Source organism: Brevundimonas sp. (assembly GCF_052436175.1).
Classification (GTDB): domain Bacteria; phylum Pseudomonadota; class Alphaproteobacteria; order Caulobacterales; family Caulobacteraceae; genus Brevundimonas.
This window is the reverse complement of record NZ_JBQVNM010000109.1, coordinates 1-3,775: the sequence shown is the minus strand read 5'-3', so window position 1 is coordinate 3,775 and position 3,775 is coordinate 1. Positions and strand designations below refer to the sequence as shown.

The following is a 3,775-nucleotide window of genomic DNA, read 5'->3' as shown; positions in this document are numbered from 1 at the left end:
CGGCGGCAGGGTGCCCGTGCCGTGGCCGGCGGGCTCGCCCCGCTCCCAGGCCCAGCGGGCGGCGGCCATGGCCGAGGAATCCAGCGTCTCGGCCGTCGGGGCGGCGGCGGCGACGGCGATGTCCACCCCGTCGGGCAGAAGGACCACGGCCCTGCCCCCCACGGCGGCGGCGGCCTGTTCGGCCAGAACCCGGGCGGTCTCGGGACGGTCGTCGGCGGCCGCGAGACTCTGGCTGGCGGCGAGCAGGGCCGAGACGGCCGAGGCGCGCCGCTCCGCATTGCGCGCCTGATCCCGCACCCGCCCCGCCAGCCCCCCGGTCGCCAGGGCCACCGCCCAGAAGACCACGAGGGTCAGGACATCGGTCGGCGAGCCGATCCGGAAGGTGTAGCGCGGCTCCAGAAACAGGAAGTTGTAGGTCAGGAAGGCCACCGTCGCCGCCGCCAGGGCGGGGCGAAGGCCATAGAGCACGCCCGCCGCCAGCACGGCCGACAGATAGACCACCCCCAGATCGACGCGCGCAAAGCTGCGGTCCAGCACCGCCGCGAGGCCGGTCGCCACGAGGATGAAGGCCGCGCCGACGGCATAGCCGCGCCAGTCGGCCGTCAGAGGCCTGCGGGCCGGCCGGGTCGCAGGCCGCTCGTCGTGCGGGGCGTCGGTGACCACATGGATGGCGACGCCCCTCGCGGCGCGCAGCAGCTCCGCCGCCAGCGACCGGCCCAGCCATTCGTTGATCCGGCTGTCTACACCCTTGCCGATGACGATCTGGGTGACGTTGGCGCGGCGCGCATAGTCCATCACGGCGGCGACCACGTCGTCGCCCGTCAGCACCACGGTGCGTCCGCCCAGTTGCTCGGCCATGACGAAGGCCTCGCCCAGCTTGGCCGCCGCCTGCGGCCCCGACGGGGCGCGGTTCGGCCGCTCGACATGGGCCACGGTCCAGGGCGCGTCCATCATCATGTCCGACAGGCGCCGCCCGGTGCGGACCAGGGAGGCGGCCATGGCGTCACCGCCGACCAGCACCAGAATGCGCTCGCCCGCCGCCCACGGCCCTTCCACGCCCCGGTCGCGCAGGGTCGCCACCAGCTGGTCGTCGACCGTCTGGGCCGCCCGCCGCAGGGCCAGCTCGCGCAGGGCGATGAGGTTCTCCACCTTGAAGAAGCGATCCGACGCCAGCCGCGCCGTCTCGGGCACATCGACCTTGCCCTCGGCGAGGCGCTTCCTCAGCTCGTCGGGCGTGATGTCGACGACCTCGATCTCGTCCGCCCGCGACAGGGCGCTGTCGGGCACCGCCTCGCGCTGGCGCACCCCCGTGATGCGCAGGACGACGTCGGACAGGCTTTCCAGATGCTGGACGTTCAGGGTGGTCCAGACATCGATCCCGGCGTCCAGGATCTCCTCCACATCCTGCCAGCGCTTGGGGTGGCGCGAGCCGGGCACGTTGGAGTGGGCGTATTCATCGACGAGCAGCAGGTCCGGGCGCCGGGCGATGGCGCCGTCGAGGTCGAACTCCAGCAGGGTCCGGTCGCGATAGTCGATCGGGGCCCGGGCCATGACCTCCAGCCCGCGCAGCAGGCTCTCGGTCTCGCGCCGGCCGTGGGTCTCGACCACCCCCACCACGACGTCGCCGCCCTCGGCCTTTCGGCGTCGGGCGGCGCGCAGCATCTCATAGGTCTTGCCGACGCCCGGCGACATGCCGAGGAAGACCTTCAGCCGCCCGCGTCTGGGGCGTTTCGAACCGACCCTGGGCGGATCGGGCGTCGGGTCTTCGACAGGCTCGGGCAAGTCAGGCCGCCGGCACGCTGGACGGGGCGCTGGACAGGAGTCTGGACGGGACCTTGGCGTCGAGCGCCCGGTTGGTCAGCAGCACATTGACGCGGGGCTGGCCGATGAAGCCGAACAGGGCGCCCCTGGTGTTCGCATCGATCACGGCCTGAACCTCCTGGACGGGGACGCCCCGCGCCCGGGCCACGCGCGCGGCCTGGAGTCGAGCGTAGGCCGGAGACACATCGGGGTCGAGACCCGAGGCCGAGGTCGTCACGGCGTCGGCGGGAATGGCGGCGCCCCCGGCCTCGCCCCTCAGGGCGTCGGCCTCGGTCTTGACCCGCTCGGCCAGGTCGGGGTTCAGCGGACCCAGGTTCGACCCGGACGAGGCCGAGGCGTCATAGCCGTCGCCGGCCGCGGACGGACGAGGGTGAAGATACCGGGCCTCGGCGAACGGCTGACCGATCAGGGCCGAGCCGACGACCCGGCCCCCGGCGTCGCGGATCAGACTGCCCCCGGCCTGATCCGGGAAGGCGATCTGGGCGACGCCCGTGACCGCCAGCGGATAGGCCAGGCCCAGCAGCAGGGTGAACAGGGCGAGCATGACGACCGCCGGACGAAGGGATTGCAGCATCGAATGATCCTTTGGGAGCGCGGACCTCCAGGTCCGCATGGGCATGACGTTGCGAAGGGCGGACCTGGCGGTCCGCGCTCCAATCAGAACACCGCCTTCAGGGTGGCCACGCCCCGGCTGCCGTAGATGTCGCCGAAGTCGTGCTCGTCCGTGTCGTGATACCGGACGTCGAGCGCGAGGCTGTCGGTCAGGGCGTAGGCGACCCCGAGGTTCCAGGTCGTGTAGTCGAAGTCCGAGGAGACGAACTGGCGTCCCAGGGCGCCCGACACCGTCCACTTCTCGGCGGGGCTGAAGGCGGCGTTCGCCTCAACATAGGTCGCCTCATCCTCGGCCGCGCCGAAGAAGTCGGGCGACCAGAAGACGGCGGCGCCGATCGTCGCGGGGCCGATGGCGCGCGACGCCGCGACCTTGGCCTCGACATAGTCGTAGTCCGCTCCGCCGGGCTGGTTGGTGTAGAGATAGGCGACGCCGCCGACGTCCAGCGCCCAGCCCGCGACCTCGGCGCGCCAGCCGCCGTAGAGATCGATCTCGGCCTGGGTGTCGTCGTCGCCGGGGAAGGAGACGTTGGAGGCCCAGGCCCCGGCGTAGAAATCGCCCGAGGTCAGGTCGATCCCGGCCGAGATGGCAGGGTCTTCGTCGGTCTGGCTGACGCCCCGAAAGACGTAGTCGGAGCTCGCCGCCGCATTGGCGGACCACGTGATCGAAGACGACGAGGCGGCGTCCTGGGCGAGGACCGGAGCGGCCGGCGAAAGGACCAGACCCAGAGCGAGGGCGGCGATGCGGATGGGGTTATGCATGACTATTCCTTGAGGACGGCGGCGGGGACCGGCCCGGGACGGCCGGGGGCGTCCGTTTCGTCGGCCGTGGACAGAAGGCCGACCAGGATGACGGCCGCGATGAAGAAGAGGGAGAACCAGACGTCGTTCTTGCCCGACGCCCTGAAACCGCGAGACATGGCCGCCGCCCTCACGCCAGACCGAGGCCGGAGACGACCAGGTCGATCAGCTTGATGCCGACGAAGGGCGCGATCAGACCGCCCAGGCCGTAGATCAGCAGGTTGCGACCCAGCAGCTTGCCGGCCCCGACGGCGCGATACTTCACCCCGCGCAGGGCAAGGGGAATCAGGGCGATGATGACCAGGGCGTTGAAGATCACCGCCGACAGGATGGCGCTCTCGGGGCTATGCAGGCCCATGACGTTCAGCGCGCCGAGCGACGGCAGGGCGACCACGAACATGGCGGGGATGATGGCGAAATACTTGGCCACATCGTTGGCGATCGAGAAGGTCGTCAGCGCGCCCCGGGTGATCAGCAGTTGCTTTCCTACCTCCACGATCTCGATGACCTTGGTCGGGTCAGAGTCCAGATCGACCATGTTCCC

General features: G+C 71.2%; 4 protein-coding genes and 1 pseudogene. All 5 read right to left on the bottom strand.

What is annotated here, in order from left to right; genetic code table 11:
• On the bottom strand, positions 1 to 1,782 hold a 1,782-nt coding region (locus ACT6QK_RS14860; protein ID WP_444598597.1), incomplete at its 3' end, for a DUF4118 domain-containing protein.
• Between the two features lies 1 nt (position 1,783).
• Positions 1,784 to 2,395, bottom strand: coding sequence for a potassium-transporting ATPase subunit KdpC (kdpC, locus tag ACT6QK_RS14855; RefSeq protein ID WP_444598596.1), 612 nt, complete (start codon positions 2,393 to 2,395; stop codon positions 1,784 to 1,786).
• Between the two features lie 83 nt (positions 2,396 to 2,478).
• Positions 2,479 to 3,192, bottom strand: coding sequence for a TorF family putative porin (locus ACT6QK_RS14850; protein ID WP_444598595.1), 714 nt, complete (start codon positions 3,190 to 3,192; stop codon positions 2,479 to 2,481).
• Between the two features lie 2 nt (positions 3,193 to 3,194).
• A complete protein-coding gene (locus tag ACT6QK_RS14845; protein ID WP_444598594.1) occupies positions 3,195 to 3,350 on the bottom strand; it encodes a hypothetical protein in 156 nt (51 codons plus the stop codon).
• A gap of 11 nt (positions 3,351 to 3,361) precedes the next feature.
• A pseudogene (locus tag ACT6QK_RS14840) lies at positions 3,362 to 3,775 on the bottom strand (potassium-transporting ATPase subunit B); the annotation flags it as partial.